The organism is Pseudomonas sp. MF08875 (genome assembly GCF_059862525.1).
Window position 1 is genome coordinate 1 of record NZ_JCBCUW010000014.1, and the last position, 26,623, is coordinate 26,623.

The 26,623-nt window shown below is 65.0% G+C and carries 20 protein-coding genes and 1 pseudogene; 12 read left to right on the forward strand and 9 right to left on the reverse strand.

Features of this window, described 5'->3' with window-relative positions; genetic code table 11:
* The 8 genes and pseudogenes from AC19YT_RS10205 to AC19YT_RS10240 all read left to right on the forward strand — a co-directional run.
* Positions 1-119 (forward strand): annotated as a pseudogene (locus tag AC19YT_RS10205) (IS30 family transposase); the annotation flags it as partial.
* A gap of 385 nt (positions 120-504) precedes the next feature.
* Complete coding sequence (locus AC19YT_RS10210; protein ID WP_095109185.1) at positions 505-1,266, forward strand: hypothetical protein; 762 nt, start codon at positions 505-507, stop codon at positions 1,264-1,266.
* Between the two features lie 268 nt (positions 1,267-1,534).
* On the forward strand, positions 1,535-2,776 hold the full coding sequence (locus AC19YT_RS10215) for an SfnB family sulfur acquisition oxidoreductase (RefSeq protein WP_095109186.1): 1,242 nt from the start codon (positions 1,535-1,537) through the stop codon (positions 2,774-2,776).
* A 38-nt stretch (positions 2,777-2,814) separates the two neighbouring features.
* Positions 2,815-4,008 carry an SfnB family sulfur acquisition oxidoreductase gene (locus AC19YT_RS10220; protein WP_500610181.1) on the forward strand — a complete coding sequence of 398 codons (1,194 nt, stop codon included), beginning with the start codon at positions 2,815-2,817 and terminating at the stop codon, positions 4,006-4,008.
* On the forward strand, positions 4,008-5,369 hold the full coding sequence (locus AC19YT_RS10225) for an LLM class flavin-dependent oxidoreductase (protein WP_500610182.1): 1,362 nt from the start codon (positions 4,008-4,010) through the stop codon (positions 5,367-5,369). Before AC19YT_RS10220 ends, AC19YT_RS10225 begins: the two co-directional genes overlap by 1 nt.
* 80 nt (positions 5,370-5,449) lie before the next feature.
* Positions 5,450-6,259, forward strand: a complete 810-nt coding sequence (locus AC19YT_RS10230) for a MetQ/NlpA family ABC transporter substrate-binding protein (protein WP_095109189.1) — start codon at positions 5,450-5,452, stop codon at positions 6,257-6,259.
* 2 nt (positions 6,260-6,261) lie between these two features.
* Complete coding sequence (locus AC19YT_RS10235; RefSeq protein ID WP_500610183.1) at positions 6,262-7,383, forward strand: methionine ABC transporter ATP-binding protein; 1,122 nt, start codon at positions 6,262-6,264, stop codon at positions 7,381-7,383.
* A complete protein-coding gene (locus AC19YT_RS10240; RefSeq protein ID WP_095109191.1) occupies positions 7,373-8,017 on the forward strand; it encodes a methionine ABC transporter permease in 645 nt (214 codons plus the stop codon). The genes AC19YT_RS10235 and AC19YT_RS10240 overlap by 11 nt, the downstream gene beginning before the upstream one ends.
* A 48-nt stretch (positions 8,018-8,065) precedes the next feature.
* Here the strand turns inward: AC19YT_RS10240 and AC19YT_RS10245 are convergent, their stop codons facing one another.
* Positions 8,066-10,804 carry an RHS repeat domain-containing protein gene (locus tag AC19YT_RS10245; protein ID WP_500610184.1) on the reverse strand — a complete coding sequence of 913 codons (2,739 nt, stop codon included), beginning with the start codon at positions 10,802-10,804 and terminating at the stop codon, positions 8,066-8,068.
* 143 nt (positions 10,805-10,947) lie between these two features.
* Between AC19YT_RS10245 and AC19YT_RS10250 the strand changes: the two genes are divergently transcribed.
* Positions 10,948-11,574 carry a class I SAM-dependent methyltransferase gene (locus AC19YT_RS10250; protein ID WP_500599890.1) on the forward strand — a complete coding sequence of 209 codons (627 nt, stop codon included), beginning with the start codon at positions 10,948-10,950 and terminating at the stop codon, positions 11,572-11,574.
* A 95-nt stretch (positions 11,575-11,669) separates the two neighbouring features.
* On the opposite strand, the gene AC19YT_RS10255 is transcribed toward AC19YT_RS10250, so the two are convergent.
* The 4 genes from AC19YT_RS10255 to AC19YT_RS10270 all read right to left on the reverse strand — a co-directional run bounded on the left by AC19YT_RS10255 (position 11,670) and on the right by AC19YT_RS10270 (position 19,238).
* A complete protein-coding gene (locus AC19YT_RS10255; RefSeq protein ID WP_500610185.1) occupies positions 11,670-13,904 on the reverse strand; it encodes a glycoside hydrolase in 2,235 nt (744 codons plus the stop codon).
* A 122-nt stretch (positions 13,905-14,026) separates the two neighbouring features.
* Positions 14,027-17,080 (reverse strand): efflux RND transporter permease subunit, encoded by a 3,054-nt coding sequence (locus AC19YT_RS10260; RefSeq protein WP_500610186.1) that lies wholly within the window; start codon positions 17,078-17,080, stop codon positions 14,027-14,029.
* Positions 17,077-18,147: an efflux RND transporter periplasmic adaptor subunit gene (locus AC19YT_RS10265; protein WP_500610187.1), complete on the reverse strand. Its 1,071-nt coding sequence runs from the start codon at positions 18,145-18,147 to the stop codon at positions 17,077-17,079. The genes AC19YT_RS10260 and AC19YT_RS10265 overlap by 4 nt, the downstream gene beginning before the upstream one ends.
* Entirely contained in the window at positions 18,144-19,238 is a 1,095-nt protein-coding gene (locus AC19YT_RS10270; protein ID WP_095109197.1) for an efflux RND transporter periplasmic adaptor subunit, read from the reverse strand. Before AC19YT_RS10270 ends, AC19YT_RS10265 begins: the two co-directional genes overlap by 4 nt.
* A gap of 250 nt (positions 19,239-19,488) precedes the next feature.
* Between AC19YT_RS10270 and AC19YT_RS10275 the strand changes: the two genes are divergently transcribed.
* Positions 19,489-20,649, forward strand: coding sequence for an AAA family ATPase (locus AC19YT_RS10275; RefSeq protein WP_500610188.1), 1,161 nt, complete (start codon positions 19,489-19,491; stop codon positions 20,647-20,649).
* Positions 20,650-20,953: 304 nt separating this feature from the next.
* Here AC19YT_RS10275 and AC19YT_RS10280 read toward each other — a convergent pair whose 3' ends face one another.
* Complete coding sequence (locus AC19YT_RS10280; RefSeq protein WP_500610189.1) at positions 20,954-22,033, reverse strand: fatty acid desaturase; 1,080 nt, start codon at positions 22,031-22,033, stop codon at positions 20,954-20,956.
* Between the two features lie 100 nt (positions 22,034-22,133).
* Here AC19YT_RS10280 and AC19YT_RS10285 point away from each other — a divergent pair, with 100 nt between their 5' ends.
* Positions 22,134-23,138, forward strand: coding sequence for an AraC family transcriptional regulator (locus AC19YT_RS10285; RefSeq protein WP_095109200.1), 1,005 nt, complete (start codon positions 22,134-22,136; stop codon positions 23,136-23,138).
* A 132-nt stretch (positions 23,139-23,270) separates the two neighbouring features.
* Here the strand turns inward: AC19YT_RS10285 and AC19YT_RS10290 are convergent, their stop codons facing one another.
* Positions 23,271-23,963 carry a Crp/Fnr family transcriptional regulator gene (locus tag AC19YT_RS10290; RefSeq protein WP_095109201.1) on the reverse strand — a complete coding sequence of 231 codons (693 nt, stop codon included), beginning with the start codon at positions 23,961-23,963 and terminating at the stop codon, positions 23,271-23,273.
* A gap of 86 nt (positions 23,964-24,049) precedes the next feature.
* Here AC19YT_RS10290 and AC19YT_RS10295 point away from each other — a divergent pair, with 86 nt between their 5' ends.
* Positions 24,050-24,550 (forward strand): Mpo1 family 2-hydroxy fatty acid dioxygenase, encoded by a 501-nt coding sequence (locus AC19YT_RS10295; RefSeq protein ID WP_500599879.1) that lies wholly within the window; start codon positions 24,050-24,052, stop codon positions 24,548-24,550.
* Positions 24,551-24,760: 210 nt separating this feature from the next.
* On the opposite strand, the gene AC19YT_RS10300 is transcribed toward AC19YT_RS10295, so the two are convergent.
* Positions 24,761-25,741: a sulfate/molybdate ABC transporter ATP-binding protein gene (locus AC19YT_RS10300; RefSeq protein WP_095109203.1), complete on the reverse strand. Its 981-nt coding sequence runs from the start codon at positions 25,739-25,741 to the stop codon at positions 24,761-24,763.
* Between the two features lie 3 nt (positions 25,742-25,744).
* Complete coding sequence (gene cysW / locus AC19YT_RS10305; protein ID WP_095109204.1) at positions 25,745-26,611, reverse strand: sulfate ABC transporter permease subunit CysW; 867 nt, start codon at positions 26,609-26,611, stop codon at positions 25,745-25,747.
* Positions 26,612-26,623 lie beyond the last annotated feature (12 nt).

Consider the following 26,623-nt stretch of genomic DNA (forward strand, 5'->3'; position numbering starts at 1 on the left):
TGACCGTCGAAGCCGTCAATCGGACAGTAGCGAGGATCAATCTACGCCCGCGCAAGCGCTTGGGCTGGAAGACGCCGTACGAAGTGCATACAGGGGTGAGCGTTGCACTTATGTGTTGAATTCAGGCACTACATATCTATATCGAGCAACATTAAATTCACCCAGCGCTTGTAACAACACGCCCTTATCCCCGTCTACAGCAGCGCTTACAACCTCCATTTCAACGCGGCTATATCGGCATAAAGTTCGCCAAGGGCCAGCGCTTAATGCCAATTCCAAGTAGGAGTTTTCTGAACAAATCTCTATTTACAAGTTAACTCCCGCGCACCCTTGACACTGTAACAAGTAAGCACTTATCTGTTTAATACCGATCACCCCACAACAACTTAAACTCCAACCGCACCCATATTGAACGCGCAACTTATGACGCCCCACGGATGTTCCTTTTCAACATCCAGGGCCGTTCAGAAACGGACTTCGCTGCACTGTTTCAAGGAGAACACCATGACCCGTACCGCCCCCCAACCCGAGCTGGCTGCTCCCAGCCTGTCCTGTTCCCACAAGCACAACGTCAATGCGACCAACGCCGCCCACCTGCTCATCGATATCGCGCCCTACCCTGGCATGGATGAGGGTGACCTGATCGAGCTGTTCTGGGACGACTGCTATGTCACCTCCACCGTGCTGGCAGCCGCCGACATCGGCCAAACCATCAGCCTGCGGGTCCCCGAAAGCTTTATCCGCAACGGCACATCGTGCGTCCACTACCGCCTCATGCACGTGGGCCACGGCCCGCTGCTCTCGGCGGCGCGGCGGGTGCAGGTCAAGCTCGACTGCCCCGGGGGCCAGCCATCGCCCCTGTGCGGCGACGAGAATCAGAGCCTGGAACCCTTGGCCATCCCTGGCGCCATTCGCCGCCAGGGGGTGAACGCCAACCAGGTCAAACGCGGCGTGCCACTGACCATCGCGCCGTACCTGAACATGGCCGCCGAGGATGAAATCACCCTGCGCTGGGGCGACGTGCGCCTGGACCTGCCCAAGGTGCGCGCCGACGAGGTGGGCAAGCCGATCAACATCTGGGTGCCGCCGGCCGTGATCCTGGAGGCCGGCGAAGACAACCAGTTGGAAATCACCTATTGCATCCTCGACCGCGCCGGCAACAACTCACGCTGGGCGCCGCCGCGCAAGCTGCGCATCGGCTGTGCCACCCCCTACCAGATCCCCGCCAGGCCCGCGCTGCAAGCTGCCGAAACCCGGCGCGGCTGACCCTCGCCCCTGTAGCCGCCAATGGCTACAGGGGCGGGCCTGCCTTGCCCCGAAGCCTCGTTCTGACCTTCTATGCATATTCCTAAAAGTTAGTTTATTAATTATTTATACGCGCTTAGGGTATATGCACCGGACCACCGGACATTCTTGTTTTCGTTTTCGCCGCCCATCGGCGGCGTTCCATGAGATGTGAGGTAGGTATGGTCCGGAACACAATTTCCCCAGTGCATAACGCCAGGGCATTGCGTGCAGCCAAGGAGCGGCGCTGATGTCCACACTGGCCGATGCACCCCTGTCCAGCGACCTGGACATCGCCCCGCTGCTGCTGCCCGCCCAAGTGCTGCGCAACGACGCCCAAGCCCTGCTGGCGGCCCGCGAGCTGGCGCAAACCGCACGCCAACACGCTGCCCGGCGCGACCAGCAGCGGCGCTTGCCGTGGTCGGAAATCGAACAGTTCACCCGCAGCGGCCTGGGCAGCATCTCGGTGCCGCGCCAGTACGGCGGCCCGCAGGTGTCGTTCGCGACCGTGGCCGAGGTGTTCGCGATTATCTCGGCGGCCGACCCGGCGCTGGGGCAGATCCCGCAGAACCACTTCGGCATCCTCCACGTGCTGATCGACAGCGCCACCGAGGCGCAGAAAAAACAGCTGTTCAAAAGCATCCTCGACGGCTGGCGCATCGGCAACGCGGGCCCCGAACGCGGCACCCAAAACACCCTGACCCTCAAGGCCCGCCTCACCGCCCAGGGCGATAGCCTGCTGCTCAACGGCCAGAAGTTCTACTCCACCGGCGCCCTCTTCGCCCATTGGGTGGCGGTCAAGGCGCTCAACGATGACGGCAAGCAGGTCATGGCGTTCGTACGCCGGGGCACGCCGGGGCTGCGTATCGTCGATGACTGGTCAGGCTTTGGCCAGCGCACCACCGCCAGCGGCACCGTGCTGCTCAACAACGTGCCGGTGGATGCCGAGTTGGTCATCGATAACTGGCGCCTGAGCGAAACCCCCACGACCCAGGGCGCGGTCTCGCAATTGATCCAAGCCGCCATCGACCTGGGCATCGCCCGCGAAGCCATCGACGACAGCATCCGCTTCGTGCGGGAAAAGGCGCGGCCATGGATCGACGCCAACGTCGAGCGCGCCAGCGACGACCTCTACGTGATTGCCGACATCGGCAAACTGAAAATCGAATTGCACGCCGCCGAGGCGCTGCTGCGCAAGGCCGGCCAGGTGCTAGACGAAGTCAACGCGGCGCCGGTAACCGTCGCGTCGGCCGCCCGCGCGTCCATCGCGGTGGCCGAAGCCAAGGTGCTGACCACCGAACTGGCGCTACTGGCCAGTGAAAAGCTCTTCGAGCTGTCGGGCAGCCGCGCCACCCTCGCCGAATTCAACCTCGACCGCCACTGGCGCAACGCCCGGGTGCACACCCTGCACGACCCGGTGCGCTGGAAGTACCACGCCATCGGCGCCTATCGCCTCAATGGCAGCGTGCCGGCCAGGCATTCCTGGATCTGACGCCCCGCAGACTTTTGACCAGATCTCTGGAGAAACACATGACCTATTCCCCCCACGTCGCGGTGATTACCAGCGACGAGCAAGCCCTGATCGTCGCCAGCGACCTGGCCGAAGACTTCAAACGCGACAGCGCCCTGCGCGACCGCGAGCGCCGCTTGCCCCACGCCGAGCTGGAAGTGTTTTCCCGCTCCGGGCTGTGGGGCATCACGGTGCCCAAGGCTTACGGCGGCGCAGACGTGTCCCACGTCACCCTGGCCAAGGTCATCGCGCTGATCGCCCAGGCCGATGGCTCCCTGGGGCAGATCCCGCAGAACCACTTCTACGCCCTCGAAGTGCTGCGGGTGAACGGCACCCCCGCCCAGCAACAACGCCTCTACGCCGAAGTGCTGGCCGGGCGGCGCTTTGGCAATGCCTTGGCCGAACTGGGCACCAAGAACGCCCACGAACGCACCACCCAACTGCGCCGCGACGGCGCCGGTTATCGCATCAACGGCCGTAAGTTCTACGCCACCGGGGCGATCTATGCCCAGCGCATCCCCACCTCGGTGGTGGACGAACACGGCGTGCAGCAATTGGCCTTCGTCCCCGCTGACAGCCGCGGGCTCACCGTCATCGACGACTGGAGCGGCTTCGGCCAGCGCACCACCGGCAGCGGTTCGGTGGTGTTCGACAACGTCTACGTCGCCGCCGAGGACGTGATCCCGTTCCAGAGCGCCTTCGAGCGCCCCACGCCGGTGGGCCCACTGGCGCAGCTTCTGCACGCCGCCATCGACACCGGCATCGCCCGCGCCGCGTTTGAAGATGCCCTGCATTTTGTGCGCACCAAGACCCGGCCGTGGATCGACGCCCTCAGCGACAAGGCCAGCGACGACCCCCTGACCCTGAAAAGCTTCGGCCACCTCAGCGCCCGCCTGCACGCCGCCGAAGCCCTGCTGGAGCGCGCCGGGGAATTCCTCGACCGCGCCCACGCCCAAGCCGACACGCAAACCGTGGCCGCCGCGTCCATCGCCGTCGCCGAGGCCCGGGCCATCAGCACCGAAGTGTCCCTGGCGGCGGGCAGCACCTTGTTCGAGCTGGCCGGCAGCCAAGCCACCCTGGCCGAACATGGCCTGGACCGCCACTGGCGCAACGCCCGCGTGCATACCCTGCATGACCCGGTGCGCTGGAAGTACCACGCCGTGGGCAACTACTACCTCAACGACGCAAACCCGCCACTGCGGGGGACGATCTGATGAGCCAGGGCGCGAAGAAAAAAATCCTCCTCAATGCCTTCAACATGAACTGCATCGGGCACATCAACCACGGCTTGTGGACCCACCCGCAAGACACCTCGACCCACTACAACACACTCGAGTATTGGACCGAACTGGCCCAATTGCTGGAGCGCGGCCTGTTCGATGGTTTGTTCCTCGCCGACATCGTCGGGGTGTACGACGTCTACCAGCACTCGGTGGCCGTGCCCCTCAAGGAGGCCATCCAGTTGCCGGTCAACGACCCGTTGCTGCTGGTCTCGGCCATGGCCGCCGTAACCCGCCACCTGGGGTTCGGCCTGACCGCCAACCTCACCTATGAGCCGCCGTATCTGTTCGCCCGGCGCATGTCCAGCCTCGACCACCTGAGCCGTGGCCGGGTGGGCTGGAACATCGTCACCGGCTACCTCGACAGCGCCGCCAAAGCCATGGGCCTGAGCGAGCAGGTCGAACATGACCGGCGCTACGACCAGGCCGACGAGTACCTGCAAGTGCTCTACAAACTCTGGGAAGGCAGTTGGGAGGACGACGCGGTCATCAACGATCCGGTGCAGCGCATCTACGCCCGCCCGGACAAGGTGCACAAGGTTGAGCACCACGGCGAGTTCTACCAGGTCGAGGGCTATCACCTCTGCGAGCCGTCGCCGCAGCGCACACCGGTGCTGTTCCAGGCCGGCAGTTCCGAGCGCGGTTTGCAGTTCGCCGGGCAGCACGCCGAATGCGTGTTCATCAGCGGCCAGAACAAGGCCGCGACCCGGGCCCAGGTGGACAAGGTACGCGCCAGCGCCGTCGCGGCCGGGCGTAACCCGAACGACATCAAGGTGTTCATGGGCCTGAACGTGATTGTCGGCGCCACCGAACAAGAGGCCCTGGCCAAGCAGGCCGAGTACCGCCACTACGCCAGCGCCGAGGCGGGGGTGGCGCATTTTTCCAGCTCCACCGGCATCGACTTTGCCCAATACGCACTGGACGAACCGATCCAGCACGTCAAGGGCAACGCCATCCAATCGGCGACCAAGATCCTGCAAAACAACGACTGGACCCGGCGCAAATTGCTCGACCAGCACGCCTTGGGCGGGCGCTACATCACCCTGGTGGGCAGCGCCGAGCAAGTGGCCGATGAACTGGAATCCTGGATCGGCGAAACCGGCCTGGACGGCTTCAACCTGACCCGCATCGTCACCCCGCAAAGCTATGTCGATTTCATCGACCTGGTGATCCCCGAACTGCAACGGCGCGGCTCGTACAAAACCGCCTACGACAGCGGCACCCTGCGGGAAAAACTGTTCCACGAACACCCGCGCCTGCCCCAGCGGCACACCGGCGCCCAGTACCGCCACTGATTTTTTATGCCAGTGAACACCCCCTCCCACAGGGAGATGGATGCCAGATACCACCCACCTTTATTGACTGGAAACCGACCATGAATAACCAACGCCTCAGCCACCCAGTCAAAGCACTGGCCCTCGCCTTCGGGCTCTTGAGTTCGACCGTTTTCGCCGCCGAGGCGCCGCTCAAGGTCGGCACCACCGCGGCGTTCGCCATCCCCCTGGAGGCCGCCGTGCAAGAGGCCGGCAAGCAGGGCCTGAAGGTCGAACTGGTGGAGTTCAGCGACTGGATCGCGCCCAACGTCAGCCTCGCGGCGGGGGATATCGACGTGAACTACTTCCAGCACATCCCCTTTCTGGAAAACGCCAAAGCCGCCGCCGGTTTCGACCTGGTGCCGTTCAAGCCCGGGATCATCAACAACGTTGGCCTGTACTCGAAAAAGTACAAAAGCTTCGCCGAACTGCCCCAGGGCGCCAGCGTGGCCATCGCCAACGACCCGATCAACAGCGGCCGCGGCCTGCAATTGCTGGCCAAGGCCGGGCTTATCAGCCTCAAACCGGGCGTGGGCTACAAGGCCACCGAAGACGACATCATCGCCAACCCCAAGGGCATCAAGCTCCTGCAAGTCGAAGCGGTACAACTGGTGCGCGCCTATGACGACGCCGACCTGGTGCAGGGCTACCCGGCCTATATCCGCCTGGCGAACACCTTCGATGCCGGCTCCGCCCTGCTGTTCGACGGCCTCGACCACAAGGAATACGTGATCCAGTTCGTCATCCAGCCCGAGAAAAAAGACGACCCGCGCCTGATTAAGTTCGTCGACATCTACCAGCACTCGCCGGCAGTGCGCGCCGCCCTGGATAAAGCCCACGGCACGCTCTACCAAGCCGGCTGGGAAGGCTGACCATGGGCGCCACCACCGCCCTGCGGCGCACGGCCCCGGCCACGCCCCACACCGCCAGCCCCAGCGAGCTGCACCCGCAACTCAACCACGCCCATGTGCGCTTTGTCGGCCTGGGCAAGACTTACCCCGGCCAGCACGGCCCGGTGGCGGCCCTGCACGGTATCGACCTGGCGATCCAGCGCGGCGAAGTGTTCGGCATCATCGGCCGCAGCGGCGCGGGCAAGTCGTCGCTGATCCGCACCATCAATCGCCTGGAACAACCCAGCAGCGGCCGGGTGCTGATCGACCAGGTGGACATCGGCGAGTTCAACGAAGACCAACTCGTGGCCCTGCGCCGGCGCATCGGCATGATCTTCCAGCACTTCAACCTGATGTCGGCCAAGACCGTGTGGCAGAACGTCGAGCTGGCGCTCAAAGTCGCAGGCGTGGCCAAGGCCCAGCGCCAGCACAAGGTGCGCGAGTTGCTGGAGCTGGTGGGCCTGCACGACAAACACCAGGCCTACCCGGCGCAGTTGTCCGGCGGGCAAAAGCAACGGGTGGGCATCGCCCGCGCGCTGGTCCACGACCCCGAGATTCTCCTGTGCGACGAAGCGACCTCGGCCCTGGACCCGGAAACCACCCAGTCGATCCTCGGCCTGCTGCGCCAGATCAACCAGCGCCTGGGCCTGACCATCGTGCTGATTACCCACGAGATGGCGGTGATCCGCGAGGTTTGCGACCGCGTGGTGGTGCTCGAACACGGCCGCATCGTCGAGCAAGGGCCGGTGTGGGAAGTGTTCGGCGACCCGCAACACGAGGTCAGCCAAACCCTGCTGGCGCCGCTGCAACATGCCTTGGCGGCCGAGCTGCAAACCCGCCTGCACACGGCGCCGCCATCCTCGGACGCGGCCGTGGTGCTGCGTTTGCAGTTCACCGGCGCCAGCGACGAACCCGACCTGGCGGCGTTGTTCAGCGCCCTCGGCGGGCGGGTGCGCCTGTTGCAGGGCGGCGTCGAACGTATCCAGGGCCACGCCCTGGGCCAACTGCTGCTGGCGGTCAGCGGCTCGTCCCTGGGCGCCGCAGAACTGCGCCAACGCGCCCGCCAGTGGGCGCCCCGCACGGAGGTACTGGGTTATGTGGTTTGATCGGTTGCTACAAGGTTTTATCGACACCTTTTTGATGGTCGGCGTGTCGTCGCTGATCGCCTTGCTGGCGGGTATTCCACTGGCAGTGATCCTGGTCACCAGCAGCCCCGGCGGGATCTTCCAGGCGCCCGCGCTGAACCGGGTGCTGGGAGCGTTCGTCAACCTGTTCCGCTCCATCCCGTTCCTGATCCTGATGGTGGCGCTGATCCCCTTCACCCGCCTGATCGTCGGCACCACCTACGGCGTGTGGGCCGCCGTGGTGCCGCTGACCATCGCCGCCACGCCGTTCTTCGCACGCATCGCCGAAGTCAGCCTGCGCGAGGTGGACCACGGCCTGATCGAAGCGGCCCAGGCCATGGGCTGCCGGCGCTGGCATATCGTCTGGCACGTGCTGCTGCCCGAAGCCCTACCCGGCATCGTCGGCGGCTTCACCATCACCCTGGTGACCATGATTAACTCCTCGGCCATGGCCGGCGCCATCGGGGCCGGCGGGCTGGGCGACATCGCCTACCGCTACGGCTACCAGCGCTTCGACAGCCAGATCATGCTCACCGTGATCGTGCTGCTGGTACTGCTGGTGGCGGCGATCCAACTGGGCGGGGATCGCCTGGCGCGGGGGTTGAATAAGCGTTGAGACAGTAGCCAAGCGCAATCGTGACGGCACGATTGCGCGATCAAGGCGTCACGCCCCTGCCAACTGTTTTTTCCAAACCGCCTCATGCCCTAAAGAAAATACCAGCAAGCTAAATGAATCGGCGTTATTAAACAGTGTGTTCGTGCGCAACCCAGGCGTATCTTTAAGCGCTTTCTCTATATCTTCCGCTCGGCTCGCTCCAAACAATTTCACCCGATCTTCTTTGGAAAAATTCTTCTCTATGTATTGGGACAACACATTATCTTTATGCCCCATGGAAACCCTATCAGCCTCAAGTGCCTGCTGACTTGGGTCCGCAGGATTCAGCGTGTGGCCGGACGGGTAGTAAATACTGTCTGATTTCCCAAGTTTTATATGGCTCAACTCATGGACCAGCACCATGCCTGTGTACTTTGGAGATGTCTTCAAGGCAGCCTCAGTCATGAAAATTCGTTCATGCGGGTCTTTGCGATAAGTAAAGGCATTGGTTCCATCCTTCATTTTCACCCAAACGAGTTGCTCCTTGCCTTGCTCCTGGGCTCTGAAGTCAAGAGCGTCAACCATGATCTGAACTTCAGACCGCAGTCGTTCCATGAACACTTTCGGCTCTGCTAACTTGCCATAAACACGACTAATAACCTCGCGGTACTTCCTTGGAATTTTCTCCATAGACAAAACGTTCAACGCTGCACCTGCTGCAACTTTTGCGTACTCAAGGCCCTCGTCGAGATTTCGTGCGGCGACCTCATCATGTTTTTTAATTTCCGAATAACCCCGCGCAACAAAACTCCCACCACTCATCTTTAATTGAATTTCCGACCCATCATATTTCCCCTTGTATTTAACCAGCCCGTGAAAATCGCGAAAGCGCACTGGATTATTACTTACAAAACAGAACCAGTTAATACCGCCGATATCCCCACCCGGATCCGCACTCACCCACCGCTGTAACCAAGGCGCGTAATAGCGATAGCCATAGTAATAAAGCCCTGTCGCATCGCGCTCTTTGCCCGAATAACGAAAGCTCTTGTAGTTGGCTTCAATTGCACTCGGCCCGGCCCACCACGCCGTACCGCCGAAGGGGTAATAACCTTCCTGGCTCAATAACGCGCCTTGCTCGTCCAGCTCCAGGGTGCAGGAGCCTAAATGGTCGCCCAGGGTGTAGCGAACCTGGTCGTTGCGGGTGCCGCCGGGTAACGCCTGGGCCCAGTGCAGCACGCACACTTGGCTGCGCCCGGCCTCGACCCTGAGCACATGGCGTTCTTCGCCACTGGCACTGTCGCGGTGCACCTCCAGCCCCGGCAGGTAGCGCACTTCGCTGCGCAGGGTGCGGCTGCGGGTTTGGCTCAGGCGTACCTTGCGCAGCCGTTGGCCGGGCTGTTGGTAGAGGTACTGTTCGCTGTCGTCGGGGCCGTCCTCGCGTTGCACCTGGGTGACGCAGCTCAACTGGTTCTGCCCGTCCCAGCTCATCAGTTGCCCGCGCTGCAACTCCAATTGGTTGCCGTTGGCGTCAAAGCCCCCGGCCAGGTCTTCTTCGCGGGCGCTGCTGCGGTTGCTGTCGGCGGCGGTGAACATCTGGAAGGTGGCGCTGGCGCTGTGTTGGCGCGTGCGCAGGTTGCCGGCGGCGTCGTAGGTGAAGGTCTGGGTGTAGGGGCGTAGCTGATTGGGATCAACGGCAGGCGACTGCCATGGGGGCAATTGCGGCCCATGGCTAGGCTGGGCGACTTCGCGGCCCGTGGCTTGAACCACTTGGTAGAGGCTGTCGTAGTGGTAGCGATTGAGCGGTTCGATGCGCCGGTTGCGGGCAAAACGGGTGGGCTGGGACGCATCCTCGATGCTCAGGATGTTACCCACCGGGTCGTAGCCATAGCGCAAATCCTGCACGGTCTTGCCGCCCGTCGCCGTAGCCCGCAAGCGGTGCAGGCGCCCGTCCTCGGCGGCGTACTCGGCGGATAGCTGCACACCGTTGCCAGCGGTTTCCCGCTCGGGCTGGCCTGTGGCGTTGTAGTCGATAGCGCTCACCAGCCGCGTCGGCGTTTGCCCGGCGCCCGCCAGGGTGAGCCACGCCGCGCTCACTTGCCCGCCGCGGCCGTGGGTAAATCGCCGGAGGTTGCCCATGGCGTCGGTCTGCTCGCGCAGTTCACCGCAGGCGGTGTAGGCCTGTTGGTTGGCGAACGTTCCCGCCTCCAGCAAGGCGTCGCGGGCGGCTACGCTGACCGGCCAATCGGGCAGCGCCAGGCTGTCGAGAAAGCGGTTATGGTCCAGCAGCGGTTGGCCGGCCAGGTTGTATTCGACGAGCTGCCGGGTGCCAGCGCGGTGGTCGTGGCGCCCCAAGCGTGCGCATTGGTTATGGCCGGCGTTCACCGCGCCGTAGCCCCAGCGCTCCACCACCCGGGGCGCCTGGCCGGCCAGTTGTTCGGTCATGGCGATGGGGCGCAGCTGTGGATCGAACTGGGTGTGGTGGCCAGTGCCGCGAGCGTCCCAACTCGACAGGGGCGCTTGGGCGACGCTCAACAGATGCAACTGCCAGCCGCCATCCACGCTGTCTGTCAGCAGCACCTGCGCCGAGAGGCTGTAGCGCGTCGTGAGGTTGGGCCGTTGCGCATGGCCCCACAAACGCGGATCCCACGCGGCCACCTGGCGCCACGCTGCATCGAACACTTGCCGGGTGATGCGCGGTTCGCTGGCCTGGGCTGCGGTTTCCCGGCAATAAGCCACGTGGCGAACCGGTAGGCCGCGGGGGTCGATGCCCCTCAGCGTCGGGGTGGCGGTGTCATGGTTGGGCATGGTCGCGGCTCCACTCAGCAGGCAGGCCATAGCATGCGAGGTTTTTTTGCAGCCTGATACTGTCAGAAGTTACAGGTAGGCTGGCGCACCCGGCGCGGCAAAAGCGCTTATAGTCGAGGCCTCTCACCTTCTGCGCAGCCGCCATGAAACAGACCGCCGACGATCTCCAGCACATCACTGCCACCACCCTGGGCCATTACCAGCAGGTCGCCGAGGAGTTCCGCCACGGCACCCGCGACCACGATGTGAGCCAGAACATCGATGCGCTGTTGCGCCATATCCACGGGGTGGCGCCGTTCACCCTGCTGGATTTTGGCTGCGGCCCGGGGCGCGATTTGCAGACGTTCACTGGCCTGGGCCATGTGGCGGTGGGCCTGGACGGTTGCGAGCGCTTCGCGCAAATGGCCCGCGAAGACAGCGGCTGCGAGGTGTGGCAGCAAGACTTCCTCAGCCTGCAACTGCCGCCCGGGCACTTTGATGGGATCTTCGCCAATGCCGTGCTGTTCCACATCCCCAGCCAGGAACTGCCGCGGGTGTTGCGCCAATTGCAGGCCTGCCTGAAACCGGGCGGCGTGCTGTTTTGCTCCAACCCCCGGGGCGACAACCAGGAAGGCTGGAACGGCCCGCGCTACGGCGCCTACCACGACCTGGAAAACTGGCGCTTGCTGCTGACCGACGCAGGGTTCATCGAGCTGGAGCACTACTACCGCCCCGCCGGCCTACCCCGCGAGCAACAGCCTTGGTTGGCGAGTGTGTGGCGCAAGGGCTAGAGCGCCCCAGAGCAGACATTTCCCGCGCCTGGCCCGCCCATGTGTGGGAGCGGGCCCACCCGCGATGGCGCCGGCGGGGTGACGGCGCACGCCGCTCAGTCGGCGCGGTAGACCATCACCCGCCCGTCCGCGACGAAGGCGGTGATGCTATGGCCGGGAAGGTCGCGGCCGTCGACTTTGCGCCGTTGGCGGGTGAAGTTGGCCACTAGCCGGGTGCCGTCGGCGAAGGTGGTTTGTTGCACCTGGCGGTCGGCGCTGAGCCAGCGGAAATCCGTGAGCACCTGGGTGGCCAGGCGTTGGTGCAGCGGGCGGAAGAAGCGGTCGTGGCGCTGGATCAGCGCCAGGCGCTGTTTGAGGGTGGCGGCGCTGAGGTGGTACAGCGGCGGCACGTTGTAGAGCAGTTGGGTGAGTTCGTTTTCCACCCGCACGTTGCTCAACTTGAGGTTATCGAACAGCCAGTGGTGGCTGGTGATGACCGAGCCATGGAACACCGCTTGGTACAGCGGCAGCCGCGTGGCCGGGGCGAAGTGCAGGCTGCGGTAGGGTTCCTTGAGGGGCGCGGGGCGAAAAAACACGCTGGGTTGCTGCGGCGGATACCAGTTGCCCAGGTAATAGGGCGATTGCTTGTCCTTGAAGTCTGCATCGCCCCAGCCGATCACCGGGGTCTGCATGCCATGGGCGAACAGAATGCCCTGGGCGGTGACGGCATTGCCGTCCTCGGAACCCACCGGCAATTGCAGGGTTTCGCCCACCCAACGGGCGGCGGCGATATTGCCTTGGGCCTGCTGCGCCTGGGTCATGGGCGCATCGCGGCGGTAGCTGTCGAACAGCATGCCGGTAGCGTAGGCGTCGAGAAACCAACTGTTGAACCCCACACGCTCCTGCACGGCGCGGGTCCGCGCTTGCAGCAGGGGCCGCACGCAACGCGGGTCGGTGTAGTGCCCCGCTTGCTGGAAGCCGCGCTTGGGCTGGCCGTCGCGCAGCACAATGGCGCAGTCGCGGTTGGCCTGGGTGCCGAGGTGGGCGGTGACCCAGTCCGGGTTTTCAGCAGTGGCCAGGGCGGTCTGGTAGGAATCGTAGGGCGCCACCAAATAGCCAGCCGCGACCATGGCCCGCACGGTTTCTGGGTGCCACAGACCCCCTTCCCAGCCGTCGCCCAGGCCCAGCCACAAGCGTGGCAGGCCGGTACTCTTGAGCTGTTCCAGGGTGCGCAGCGACAACCCCGCGCCCCAGCCCTGCGGGTCGGGGGCCAGAAAAACGGCAAACTCCCCGGCCACCCGCGCGCGCACCTGCCCGTAGGCGCGGCCGAGGGCTGAAAGGTCAGGCTCGTCGGTGGCACGCCACAGCTGCCGCGCCTGCTGATTGAGGGCGCGGTTCACGCCGCCCAGCAAAGCGTCGCGCTGGTAAGGCGTGAGGGGCAGGCTGGCGCTGGCGAGAACCTGCGCCGCCTCAGCGTCGAGGCGCTCGCGCAATTGAGCGGCCAGCGAACCCTGCGGGCCCGAGGCCAGGGCCTGCAACAACTGCCCCCAATCACGCACATCCTCGGCGCCCAGCAGGTCGTTGCCCCACAGGTAGATATGGCTGGCGCCCAGCAATTGCCGGGCCTGGGGGCTGGCGAGCAGTTTGCTGCCCAGGCTTTCGTAGCGCCCGGTTTCCATCAGCCACTGGCGATAGCGCTTGGCCCCGGCCAATGGGTCGGCGTCGCCCAGGTACAGGCGCAGGGTCAAGGGTTCATCGGGTTTGAGGGCGGTGAATTCGTGGCTGGCGCTCAGGCCCAGGGCCTCGCCCTCGGCGCAAAAATGCAGGCGATTGTTGAATGGGTTGGTCAGCAGCCAATGCAGGCTGAAGTTGCCGTGGTCGCTGCCCCACAGCGGCAGGCTCAGGTCCTGGGTGGTGTTGATCGCGCCGTAGTCGAGCAGGTACGCCTGCCAGCGCCGGTCGCCACGTGGCACATAGCGGCCCTCGGTCAGCGGCCAGAGCAGGCCCCGGCCCATGGCGCTGCCCGGTTGCTCCAGGAAGGTCAGGCTGCCGGCCTCGCGGGCGCTGATGCTCAGCAGCAGTTCCCGTTGCTGGAGGCGGGCATTGACGGTGAAGGCGCCATCGTCCCATTGCCAGTCGGCGCCCTCGGCGCTGCTCGACAATGCCCCGACGCGCCGTGCCTGGCCCCCGGCGGAGGCTTGCACCGCGTCGCCGTCGCGGGGGGTCACGCGGATCGCCAGGGTCGCAGGCTCCAGTTCGATGCGCCACAACGGGTTCTGCAGCTCGATACGGGCCTGTGCCCAAGGCATGAACAGCACGGCACAGGCCAGCAGGACGTAACGCGGCAACATGGTCAGCCCCCTTTGCAATCAAGGGGGGCGAGGCTACGCCAGGTGGCCTTGGCGGCGCACTGGCGGGGCTTCCGATTTATGCGTAAGGCCCTTCCCGCGCGGGCGCGGGAAGGGCCTGACAGCTAGGCATCCTGGGGCGTCGGTTCCTTGATCTTGTACCAGGCCACATAGAGCGCGGGCAGGAACAGCAAAGTCAGCAGGGTGGCGACGATGATCCCGCCGATCATCGCGTAGGCCATCGGCCCCCAGAACACCTCCCGGGCGATGGGGATCATGCCCAGGCTGGCCGCTGCCGCCGTCAGCAGGATCGGCCGGCGGCGGTGCTCGGTGGCTTGCATCACCGCGTCCCACGGCGTGTAGCCGTCGCGCTCGAAGGCCTCGATCTGGGTCACCAGGATCACCGAGTTGCGGATGATGATGCCGATCAGCGCCAGGATGCCGAGGATCGCCACGAAGCCCATGGGCGTGCCCGTGGGCACCAGCGCCAGCACCACGCCAATCAGCCCCAGTGGCGCAACGCTGGCCACCAGGAACAGCTTCTGCACGCTGTGCAACTGGATCATCAGGAAGGTCGCCATCAAAAACAGCATCAGCGGCACGACTTTGGCGATCGGGCCTTGGGCCTTGGCGCTTTCTTCCACCGTGCCGCCGGTGGCCACCGAGTAGCCGGGCGGCAGGCTGGCGGCGAATTGGGCGATGGTGGGTTTGAGTTGCGCCACCAGGTCGGTGGGTTGGATTTCATCGCGCACGGCGGCCTTGATGGTGATGGTCGGCTTGCGATCGCGGCGCCAGACCAGCGGCTGCTCCAGCTCATAGCGCACCGTGGCGAAGGCCAGCAACGGGATGGAGATGCCACTGGGGGTGACAATTTGCAGGTTCTGCAGGGTTTGCGGCGAGCCGCGTTCGGCATCGATGGCGCGCCCGACCACGTTGATGAGGTAGATGTCGTCGTCCACCTGGGTCACGGGCGCGCCGCTGACGATGCCGTTCATCAGCTTGGCCACGTCTTCGGAGGACAGCCCCAATTGCCGCGCCTTGTCCTGGGCGATGTCGATGCGCAGGACTTTGCCCGGCTCGTTCCAGTCGTAAATGATCTCGCCGATGTGGCTGTTTTTGTCCAACTCGGTGGCCAGGGCGATGGCGTGCTTGCGCACCTGGTCGATGTCCTTGCCGCTGACCCGGTACTGGATCGGCCGCCCCACGGGCGGGCCCATTTCCAGGGCCTGGACGTAGCTACCGATGCCGACGAAGTCTTCGCGCAGGCGCTGGTTCAGGCGTGCGGTAAGGCCGGTGCGCGATTCCAGGCCTTTGCTGACGATCACCAGTTGGGCGTAGTAGGGGTTTTGCAGTTGTTGGTCCAGGGGCAGGTAGAAACGGATCGCACCTTCGCCGATGTAGGTGCTCCAGCGCAGCACGTCGGGGTCGTCCTTGAGGGTCGCTTCGAGGCGGTCCACGGCTTTGCGGGTTTCATCCAGCGAGGCGTTTTGCGGCAGGTTCAGGTCCACCAGGATTTCCGGGCGGTCGGACGAGGGGAAGAACTGGTTCTGCACAAAACGCATGCAGAACACCGACAGCACAAACAGCAGCACGGTGATGCCGATCGCCCACCAGCGGTTGCGCATGCACCACAGCAGCCCGCCGTTGAAGGCGCGCCCGACCCGGCCCGGCTCGGCGTTGTGGGCTTTAACCTTGGCGCTGAGGATGTGCACGCCCAGCACCGGGGCGAAGAGCACGGCGACGATCCAGGACACCAACATGGCCACCGCGATCACCGCGAACAGGGTGAAGGTGTATTCCCCGGCGGAGCTGGCGTTGAGGCCGATGGGCACGAAACCGGCCACGGTCACCAGGGTGCCGGTAAGCATGGGAAACGCCGTGGAGGTGTAGGCGAAGGTGGCGGCCTGCTCCTTGGTTTCGCCCATTTCCAGGCGCGTGACCATCATTTCCACGGTAATCATCGCGTCGTCCACCAACAGGCCCAGGGCGATAATCAGTGCGCCGAGGGAGATGCGCTGCATGGTGATGCCGCTGTACTCCATGAACACGAACACCATGGCCAGCACCAACGGGATCGAGCACGCCACCACCAGCCCGGCGCGCACGCCCAGGCTGATGAAGCTGACGATCAGCACGATCACCACCGCCTCGAACAACGCACTGGTAAAGCCGCCCACCGCTTCTTCCACCACTTCAGCCTGGTCCGAAACTTTGTGCACGCCCACACCCACCGGCAGGTCGGCGGTGAGGCTGTCCATGCGCGCATGCAGGGCCTTGCCGAAATCCTGGATATTGCCGCCCTTTTTCATGGCGATGGCCAGGCCAATGGCCGGTTGGCCGTTGAAGCGGAACATGGGCGTGGCCGGGTCGACGTAGCCGCGGCTGATTTCAGCAATGTCGGCCAGGCGATAGAAACGGTCGTTGAGCCGCAGGTTGACGTTGGCCAGGTCTTTTTCCGAGGCGAACTGCCCCGAGGTGCGCACCGAGATGCGCTCCGGCCCGGCGTCGATCACCCCGGCCGGGGTCACCGCGTTCTGGCTTTGCAGGCTTTGCACCACTTGGCGCTGGTCGATGCCCAGGGCCGCCAGTTTGCGCGTGGAGAAGTTGAGGTAGAGCACTTCGTCCTGCTCGCCGATCATCTCTACCTTGCCCAGGTTCGGCACTTCGCGGATTTCGGCGCGCACTTGCTCGACGTAGTCGCGCAACTGGCGCATCGACAGGCCATCGGCGGTGAAGGCGTAGACCGAGCCGTACACATCGCCGAATTCATCGTTGAACCCCGGCCCCTGCAGGCCCCGGGGGAAGTCGCCGCGAATGTCGTCGATCTTCTTGCGCACCTGGTACCAGATTTCGGGGATGTCCTTGGCACTGGTGGTGTCGCGCAGGAACACGAACACCGTCGACTCGCCGGGGCGGGTGTAGCTTTTCACGTAGTCGAGGGAATCGAGCTCTTCGAGCTTTTTCTCGATGCGGTCGGTGACCTGCTTAAGGGTTTCCTCCTGGGTCGCACCGGGCCAGCGGGTCTGGATCACCATGGTTTTGATGGTGAAGGACGGGTCTTCCTCGCGGCCCAGGTTGAGGTAGGAGAACACCCCCATCAGTAACGCGACGAACATCAAATACCAAACAAACGACTGGTGCTTGAGGGCCCATTCGGAGAGGTTGAAGCTGCCTTTCATCGTGGGCTGTCCTTATCGACTTTGACTTTTTGCCCCGGCTTGAGGCTGTTCACACCGGCACTGACCACCCGCTCACCTGCCACCACGCCGCCGGCCAGCACCACGCTGGCGCTGTCGCGGCTGAGCAGGCTGACGTCACGGGGGGCGACGGTTTGGGTCGCGTCGTCGATCACCCAGATCCGGGTTTTGCCGTCGAGCGTTTGTACGGCGCTGGCGGGCAACTCGATGCGGGGTGCAATGGCGGAGCTGAGGGTGACGCTGATGGCCGTGCCCAGGCGAAAGCCTTGTGGCGCCTGGGCCAGGGTCAGGCGTGCGCGGCGGGTGCGGGTGGCGCTTTGCGCCTGGGGTTCGATCTCGCGCACGGTGGCCAGGCTGTTGATGCTCGGGTCCAGCTGGGCGGCGACGGTGAAGACGACGTCTGCGGGCAAACGGTCGACGAGCACATCGGGCAGGTCGATCACCGCTTCCTTGATGTCGGGGCGCGCCAGGGTGACCACTTGCTGGCCCGCCGCGACCACTTGCCCGGCCTCGGCATTCCACGCGGTGACGATGGCCGCGTGGTCGGCGCGCAGTTCGCTGTAGGCCAATTGATCGCGGGCCTGGTTGACCGACGCCCGCGCCTGGGCCAGGGAGGCGGCGGTGGTTTTCAGGTCGGTATGGGCGATGTCCAGTTGGGCCTGGGCGCCCACACCACGGTCGAACAACTGCTGCTGGCGGCGCGCATTGGCCTGGGCGTTGATCCACTGCGCCTCGATGCGCGCCAGGTCGCCCTGGGCGGCACGCAATTGGTTCTGTTGGTCGGTGGGGTCGAGGGTGGCGAGCAGCGCGCCATCGGCCACTTCGCTGCCCACATCGACATTACGGCTGGCGATGCGCCCCGGCACGCGAAAGCCTATGTTGCTTTCGTAGCGCGCCTGGATGCTGCCGGCGAAACGCCCCAGGCTTTCTTCGGCCAAGGGTTGCACCTGCACCCACAACACCGGGCGCACCGGCTCGGGCGCCGGCGCCTCTTTGGAACACGCGGCCAGCGACAGGCTGGCGGCCAACAGCCAGGGGATGGGCTTCATGGCGCGTCTCCCTGGGAGGTGGGGGGCGTGGCGATCTCGACGCGCATGCCCGGGTGCAATAACTGGCCACCGGCAGTGACGACTTTTTCCCCTGCCTCAAGCCCCGCGCTGATGATGACCTTGCCGGTGAGGTAGCGCGCCACGGTGACCGGGCGCAACTGCGCCTTGCCGTCGTCATCGACCCACCACACGGCGGGTGCGCTTTCGTACTTGGTCAGGGCTGACCAGGGCAGTTCGACGCTGGCCAGGCTCGGCGCCCGGGCCGTGACGCTGACCACCGAGCCCAGGTCCATGCCCGCCGGCAACTCGCCGAGGCTGACCTTGACCTGCACGGTGCCGGTCTGCGCCGACACCGCCGGGGTGACTTCGCGCACTTTGCCGGTGGTCTTGACCGCCGGGTTGTCCAGCAGGCTGACCACCAGCGTCTGGTCGCTCGGCGGCGCCATCAACAGCGACTCGTAAACGTTGAACACCGCGTCCCGTTCGCCATCGCGGGCCAGGCTGAAAATCGGCACCGTGGCCTGCACCACTTGGCCCACTTCAGCCTGGCGCGCGGTAATCACCCCCGGCGCGTCAGCCACCAGCTCGGTGTAGCTCAGTTGCTCACGGGCGTTGGCCAGTTGCGCCTGGGCGGCCACCAGGGCGCTCTGGCTGCTGCGCAGGGCGGCTTGCGCGGCGTCGTATTCGCTCTGGCTGGTGTAGCCCTTGGGCAGGAGTTTTTGCTGGCGCACGAACGCCGCGCTGGCCTGGGCCACCCGCGCCTGCTCGGCGGCGACCTGGGCGCGGGCCGAATCGACATTGATCTGCAAGTCCTTGGGGTCCAGGCGCGCCAGCACTTGCCGGGCCGTCACCCGGTCGCTGACATTCACGAAGCGCTGGATGATCTTGCCGCCCACGCGAAACGACAACTCGGTCTGCACCCGCGCCTGCACATCGCCGGTGAGGGTCACGGACGCGGCAAAGTCGGTGGGCCGCACCTCCTGCACATACACCCGCGGCCGCGCCTTCTCGACGGCCGGCTTGTCCCCGCAGGCAGCGAGGGACAACAGCACAACCAGAGCCAATAATCCTTTAGATACACAACCGGCCATGCAGACTCCTTGGCGGCGATACAAGCGAGCAAGTGACTATGCGACTGTGAGCTTAGATCAGGGTTCCGTCTCTGCATGACGGCAGGCCCATGCTATGTTCAGCGGCCACGAAATCTCCCTTCCCCTGTAAGAGCGGGCTGGCGCGCCAGGGCGGTCTATCGGCCCCTCGCCCTGCGGTGAATGTACCGGCCTCATCGCGGGAGAGCCCGCTCCCACAGGGGTGAGGGCAACACAGCCATAGGACCTTGCCATGCTCCAAACCCTCGCGGTGGCCAATTACCGCTCTATCAACAATCTGGTGATCCCCCTGGGGCGGTTGAACCTGATTACCGGCCCCAACGGCAGCGGCAAGTCCAACCTGTACCGGGCCTTGCGCCTGTTGGCCGAAACGGCCCAGGGCGGGGTGGTCAACGCCCTGGCCCGCGAGGGTGGGCTGGAATCGACCTTTTGGGCCGGGCCGGCGTCCGTCAGCCGGCGCATGCGCAACGGCGAGGTGCCCATCGAGGCCAGCGTGCGCAGCGGCCCGGTGCGTTTGCACCTGGGGTTCACCGCAGAGGATTTCGGCTACGCCATTGCCCTGGGCTTGCCGACACCGAGCCGGTCGCAGTTTGCCCTCGACCCGCAGATCAAGCACGAAGCCATCTGGTCTGGCCCGGTGTACCGCCCCGCCAGCCTGTTGGTGGAACGCAACGGCCCGATGGTTCGCGCCCGCGAGGGCCGCGCCTGGGACGTGCTGGCCCAGCACACGCCGGAGTTCGACAGCCTGTTCGACCAGGTCGGCAGCCTGCGCGCCTCGCCCGAGGTGCTGCATATGCGTGAGTTCATCCGCCGCTGGCGTTTTTACGATCACTTTCGCAGCGACGCCGAGGCCCCCGTGCGCCAGCCCCAACTGGGCACGCGCACGCCGGTGCTGCACCACGATGGCCGCGACCTGGCGGCGGCGCTGCAAACCATCATCGAGATCGGCGATGCCCAGGCCCTGCACGCGGCCATCAGCGATGCGTTCCCCGGTGCGCGGGTCAATATCGACCCGCTGCCGGGGGCGCGTTTCGCCATCGAGTTCCATCAGCAAGGGTTGCTGCGCCCGCTGTCCGCCGCCGAGCTGTCGGACGGCACCTTGCGCTACCTGCTGCTGATCGCTGCGCTGCTGACCCCGCGCCCGCCCAGCCTGATGGTGCTCAACGAGCCGGAAACCAGCCTGCACCCGGACCTGCTGCCGGCCCTGGCGCGCCTGATTATCCGCGTCTCGCAGCATTGCCAGGTGTGGGTGGTATCCCATGCCCGGCGCTTGATCGCGGCCTTACAGCAGGACCCTGAGTGCAACTGCATCGTGCTGGAAAAAAACTTCGGCCAGACCGAAATCGTCGGCCAAAAAGCGCTGGATCAACCGGCCTGGCATTGGCCGCACTAAAAAGGGCGGGGGCTAAAAGAATGACCCGGGCATTGGCCGGGATGGAATCTGACGGCTATTTTTCTGGCGGGCGTAGGAGGGCTCTGGTTTTTGCCAGGGCCCTCCAAGGAACTACGGCTTTTGCTCAGAATCACACCCCACACCCTCCACGGACGGCACCGCCAATGGCAAGCGCACCCCCTCCACCCCGGCACCACCCGCAAGACCTGGTGAAATGGCTCGCGGCCCTGCAATTGAGCTTGCGCGATGCCCCCCCTGTAGTCAGCGGGCTCGCCCGCGCTCGGCGGCAAAGCCGTCCGCCTTCCTAAGGGTTGCTGCGCAACCCCGCGCGGGCGAGCCCGCTGGCTACCGGAGGGGCCTGCAAGCGGTTGGCCCGTGCGAACGTGCCCAGGTCATTGAAACGCACGCCCATCTCGGCCATCACCTTGTGGGCCACGGGCACCGTCAACTGGCGGATGTAGAAGGGTTCCTTGACCACGAAATGGTGAATGCCGTGGCTGCTGCCGAAGTTGAAGCAGAACGCCTGCAACGGCCACAGCCACCAGGGGTTGAGGACTTGGGTCTGCTGGATCACGTTGCCCCGCTCCACGTCGCCGTAGTAGTGCATGTTGGAGCTGACAAAGTGCAGGCAAAAGGTGCGCAGCACGTTGGGGCCGACCAGCACCACCACGGCGATATCCACCCCCTGCATCACCGCCAGGGTGGTCGCCGACCATTCGATAGGCGCACCCAGCAACGCGGCCACGCCATTGGCGCCGTGAAAGCCGAGGAACACGTACCAGGTGCCCCAGTTCAGTAGCGCCAGCGGCGCGTAGACCTTGAGCGTGCGCATGAAGATGCTGCGCTTTTGCGCCCAGGTCTTGGCCCGCAGCATGCGGATCAGCGAGGACATCATGTTGTCGCCAACCATCAGCAGCCGTGCCAGGCCCCAGGGTTCGCCGTTGGTGATGGCGCGCTCCTCCATGTCGGCCTCGCTGCCCGACACCTTGTGGTGGTTGAGGTGCAGGTGGCGGCGGATCCACGGGTTGATGGTGCTCGGGCGCGCCAGCCAGACCAGCGCCAGCATCAGGTTGTGGGGCACGCGTTGCTTGCGAAAGTACATGCTGTGGATCAGGTCGTGTTCCAGCTCATGGGTCAAGGAGGCGAAAAAGGCGTTGAGCAGCAGGCACACCCACCACGCCATGTGGCCCGTGATGTAGAGCGCCGCCGAGCCGATCATCCCGGCCAGGGCAAAGGCCAGGATGGCCGCGCCCAAGGCGTCCTGGTGGTTGAGAACCGGGTAGCGTTGGCGCAGTTCCATGCCTTTGGCCAGCACCACTTCGCGTATGTGCGCTGCTCGTTGTTGTGCATTCTGGCGCTCGGGGCTTGCGCTATTGGCGTGCATGCTTCCATCCTCTGGTCATTGACGCTCCCATCCTGCCCCGGCGCCGCGCCAGGCAGAGTAGCCGTGAACGCCAACCTGTTGACCCCAGGCGCCAACCATCATGATCGAACCCACCATCCTCGCCAGTTGGACCCGCGCCCTGCGCAAGCAGCTCGACGCCCTTGACCTGGACAGCACGGCCCTGTGCCGCGAGGCGGGCCTGGACCCGCAATGGATGGACGACCCCAACGCCCGCTACCCGGTTACCGGCACCACGCGCCTGTGGGCGTTGGCGGTGCAAGCCAGCGGCGACCCGGCCCTGGGCCTGCGGGTATCGCGGTTCGTCAGCCCGACCACCTTCCATGCCCTGGGCTATGCGCTGGTGGCCAGCGGCAGCCTGCGGGAAGTGTTCGAGCGCATCGTGCGTTATCACACAGTGGTCAGCGATGCCCTGGAGCTGGAGCTGAGCCGCACCCCCGACCGCTATTGCTTTCACTTGCGCCAACCCAGCGACCGTACCGCGCCGGCACCAGAAGCCATCGACGCCTTTGCCGCGATCTACGTGCGCACCTGCCGTAATCGCCTGGGCCGCGACTACGCGCCCCTGGCGGTGTACCTGCGCCGCGCCGCCCCAGCCGACCCCGAGCCCTGGCACCGGGTGTTCCGCGCCCCGGTGTTCTTTGGCGCCGAGGAAGATCGCCTGGAGTTCGCCCACCAGGATTTCGACAGCCACCTGGACGACGCCAACCCGGAACTGGCCGAACACAACGAAACCGTGCTCAAGCGCACCCTCGCCCAACTGCGCCCGCTGACTTGGGAGCGCAAAGTGCGCGCCGCCATCGAAGCACGCCTGCCCGAAGGCGAACCCTCGGCCGAAAGCATCGCCCAGGCCATGCACCTGAGCCTGCGCAGCCTGCAACGCCACCTGGCGGACGAGGGCTGCCGCTTCGACAACCTACTCAATGAATGCCGGGAAAACGCGGCCCTGCTGCACCTGCGCGACCCGCAGTGCTCGCTGAGCGAAATCAGCTACCTGCTCGGGTTTGCCGACACCAGCAGCTTCAGCCGCGCCTTCAAACGCTGGACCGGCATGACCCCGGGGCAGTTTCGCGATGGGTTGCGCTGAGCACCTGCGCGCGATAGCGGTACATCAGCACCCCTTCAGTGCCTGACAGATTGCAATCGGGGGCAGAGCCCGCTCCCACAGTTGAACAGTGATGTGGGTGGGATTTTCATTTTCCTTCTGTGGGCCCGCTTGCTACACGGCGGGGCTTGCCGCGGCGCGCAGGCGGGCGAGGTCCAGCACTTCGATTGCGCCGTAGTTGAGCCGCACGATGCCCTGGCTCTGCAAGTCGTTGAGCAACTGGTTGGTGGTCTGGCGCGACAGCGACAGCATCAGCGCCAACTGCTCCTGGGGCAGTTGCAAGGCGCGCAGCGGTGGTTCGGTCTGGCCGTAGCCTTCGGCGATCAACAGCAAACGGTGGGCGACCCGGGCGGCGGCGGGCATCAGGCTGCGCTGTTCAAGGCTGATGAAGGTCAGGCGCAGCTTCTGGCTCATCAACAAGGCCAGCGCCCGCCAGTGCTGGGGCTGTTCCTCCAGCAGGGCATGCAGGGTCGCCTGGGGCACATGCAGCAGGATGCAGTGGCCCACGCCGTAGGCGTCGTGGGTGCGCGGGCGGCCATCGAACACACCGATCTCGCCGAACCACTGCGGCGCTTCCACCAGGGCCAGCAGCGCCTCCTTGCCCTCCTCACTGACTCCGCCCACGCGCACCGCGCCTTCGAGCACCGCGTACAGCCCGCACGGCGGGTCGCCGCGCTGGAACAGCCGCTGCCCCGGCGCCAGGCGCCGCACCCGGGCGCGGGTCAGCAGGCTATCCTGAAAAGGCGCAGGCACTCGACTGAACCACTGCCCCTGGGACAGACATTGACTCCACGCCCGCATATCCATGAAAACCCCGTCTTGATTGTCGCCTGGCCGACAGAGCCAGGATGAGCCGCAGGGCATGATCCAGCGCCCTACAGGAGGAAACAACAATGAAAAGCCTCGTCGACCACCTCAGTCAATACGCCGCCTACCACCGCGACCGGCGCAATATCGCCAGCCACTTCATCGGCATCCCGCTGATCGTGGTCGCCGTGGCGGTCCTGCTGTCACGCCCGCAATGGCCGCTGGCCGGGCTCTGGCTGTCACCAGCGGTACTGCTGGCCCTGGCGTCGGCGGGGTTCTACCTGCGCCTGGAAATACGGCTTGGCGTACTGATGAGCGTGCTCTTGGGCCTATCCGTTTGGCTAGGCAACGCCATGGCGCAACAGAGCACCGGGGTATGGCTGGGCAGTGGCGTGGGGTTATTTGTGATCGGCTGGGCGATCCAGTTTGTCGGCCATTACTACGAAGGCCGCAAACCGGCGTTCGTCGATGACGTCACTGGGCTGATTGTCGGCCCGCTGTTCGTGGTGGCGGAGCTGGCCTTCCTGCTGGGCCTGCGCCACGACCTCCAGCGCGCCATCGAAGAACGCGCCGGGCCGGTCAAGTAGGCGCGGACACAAGCGCTGGGGGAGCAACTGTCTTACCCCTGCCACTCAGGCCGCCATCGCGAGCAGGCTCGCTCCCACAGAGGGAAAATCAAAACCCCACCCACACCACAGTTCAACTGTGGAAGCGGGCCTTGCCCGCGATGGCGGCGGTACATCCCACCTCTTCGCTGCCTGAGGCAGCGCCTTGCGGGCAAGCCCGCGCCCAACGGCCTAGGCCTTTTGCCAGACCTTGGGCTTGAAGAACAGCGTCTCGCCCCGCGTCAAACCGGTGAGGCTGTCGTGGTCCTTGACCACTTCGGCTTCGATCAGCTCGCTCTGGCCTTCGACCTTGAGGGTCACCCGGGTGGTGGCGCCGAGGGGGCGGATGTCGCGCACTTGCGCGGCGTGGTGGTCTTCCAGTTCATGGCGCGACAGCGACACTTCGTGGGGGCGGAACAGCAGGTGTTGGTCTTCGCCCAGGTGCAAGCGGTTGGAGTCGCCGAGGAAGTGGTAGACGAAGTCGCTGGCCGGGTTTTCGTAGACCTCGCCCGGCGAGCCGATCTGCTCGATCACGCCCTTGTTCATCACCACGATGCGGTCGGCCACTTCCATGGCTTCTTCCTGGTCGTGGGTGACGAACACCGAAGTCAGGTTGATGTCTTCGTGCAGGCGCGCCAGCCAGCGGCGCAGCTCCTTGCGCACCTTGGCGTCGAGGGCGCCGAAGGGCTCGTCCAGCAGCAACACCTTGGGCTCCACCGCCAGGGCGCGGGCCAGGGCGATCCGCTGGCGCTGGCCACCGGAAAGCTGCTCGGGGTAGCGGTCGCTGAGCCAATCCAGTTGCACCATGTTCAGCAGCTCATGGACCTTGACCGCGATCTGGCTTTCGCTCGGGCGCTGGTTTTTCGGTTTCATGCGCAGGCCGAAGGCGACGTTGTCGAACACGGTCATGTGGCGGAACAAGGCGTAGTGCTGGAACACGAAACCGACGTTGCGATCGCGCACGTCATGGCCCGAGACGTCTTCACCGTGGAACACGATGCTGCCCTCGTCCGGGGTTTCGAGGCCCGCGATGATGCGCAGCAAGGTGGTTTTGCCGCAGCCGGAGGGGCCGAGCAAGGCCACCAGTTCGCCGCTGTTGATATCCAGGTTGATGCTGTTGAGCGCCTTGAAGGCGTTGAAGTTCTTGCTGACGTTACGGACTTCGATCGACATGGGTTATTCCTCAGCCGCACCGGCGCGCAGGCGGTTAATACGGTTCTCGCTCCACTGCTTGAGCAGCAGGATGAAGAGCGCCAGGATCAGCAGCAGACTCGCCACCGCAAACGCGGCGACGTGGTTGTATTCGTTGTAGAGAATCTCGACATGCAGCGGCAGGGTGTTGGTCACGCCGCGGATGTGCCCGGACACCACCGACACCGCGCCGAACTCGCCCATGGCCCGCGCGGTACACAGCACCACGCCGTAGATCAGGCCCCATTTGATGTTCGGCACGGTGACATGCCAGAACATCTGCCAGCCGTTGGCGCCCAACAGGCGCGCCGCCTCTTCTTCCTGGGTGCCCTGCTCCTGCATCAGCGGGATCAGTTCACGGGCCACGAACGGCACGGTGACGAAGATGGTGGCCAGCACGATGCCCGGCAGCGCGAAGACGATCTGGATGTCGTGGTCCGACAGCCACGGGCCGAAAAAGCCCTGGGCGCCGAACATCAGCACGTAGACCAGGCCCGCGATCACCGGCGACACCGAGAACGGCAGGTCGATCAGGGTCACCAGCATGCTCTTGCCACGGAACGAGTATTTGCTCACGCACCACGCGGCGCTGACGCCGAACACCAGGTTCAGCGGCACCGAGATCAGCACCGCGATCACCGTCAGCTTGAGGGCCGACAAGGCATCCGGCTCAAAGATCGCGGCAAAAAACGCCCCCAGGCCCAGTTTCAGCCCCTGGGACACCACGATAAACAGCGGCAGCAGCAGGAACAGGGCAAAAATCAGCCAGCCCAGGCCGATCAGCACCCGGCGCGAACCGGCGCTGCCCCGGCGGGCGGCGTTGGTGGAGGCAGCAATAGACGATTGGGACATGTGTGCGCCTCC